The sequence below is a fragment of the Clostridium sp. ZBS15 genome (genome assembly GCF_023845705.1).
Classification (GTDB): Bacteria; Bacillota; Clostridia; order Clostridiales; family Clostridiaceae; genus Clostridium; species Clostridium aquiflavi.
On record NZ_JAMQHY010000105.1, the window covers coordinates 1 to 599 of the forward strand.

Here is a 599-nt window from a genome sequence, read left to right on the forward strand (position 1 = left end):
TTATCTTCTTTTTCTTTTTTATCTTCATCAGCTTCTATTAAATAATCAAGCATAGTTTTTGAAGCTCTTTCAATAGCTTCTTTTTCTTCTTTACTTAACGGACATTCAAATCTTTGACCATTTATTACAACCCATCTTTTTTCCCCATCCATACCAAGTTCATCCCATTGGCATTCAGAATTGTTTGTTGAATAATTGGTTATTTGCATAAATGTTGATTTATCTACATAAACAGTTGTATTGCTAGCTGTCCCCTTATCTAATTGAGGTCCCATTATAGCCCTACTTCTACTAGCAGCCGTTCTCACATCTTTAGATAATTCTAATTTATCAGCATTATTATAAACATTTTTTATAGTGTTTTTATGAGTATTATTCTCAACATTTTTCTTTTGAATAAGATTTACATCCTTCATATATCCACTATACACTTTATTATTTACTTCCATAATTATCCCCCTTATTTTCTCTATTTAATTTATCGATAAAATTTTACAATACTTTATTTTGGTTTAAATATTCTTAAATTATATAATTTTTATATAAAAAGCAGTAAATAACTTTATGTTTACATAAAATTATTTACTGCTTGTCTTAAT

The 599-nt window shown here is 26.0% G+C and carries 1 protein-coding gene; it reads right to left on the reverse strand.

Going from position 1 to position 599, the window contains the following annotated elements; translation table 11 throughout:
* Positions 1 to 449, reverse strand: a 449-nt coding sequence (locus tag NG904_RS16700) for a hypothetical protein (RefSeq protein ID WP_252232851.1), incomplete at its 3' end; no start/stop codon positions are given.
* Between the last annotated feature and the right edge of the window lie 150 nt (positions 450 to 599).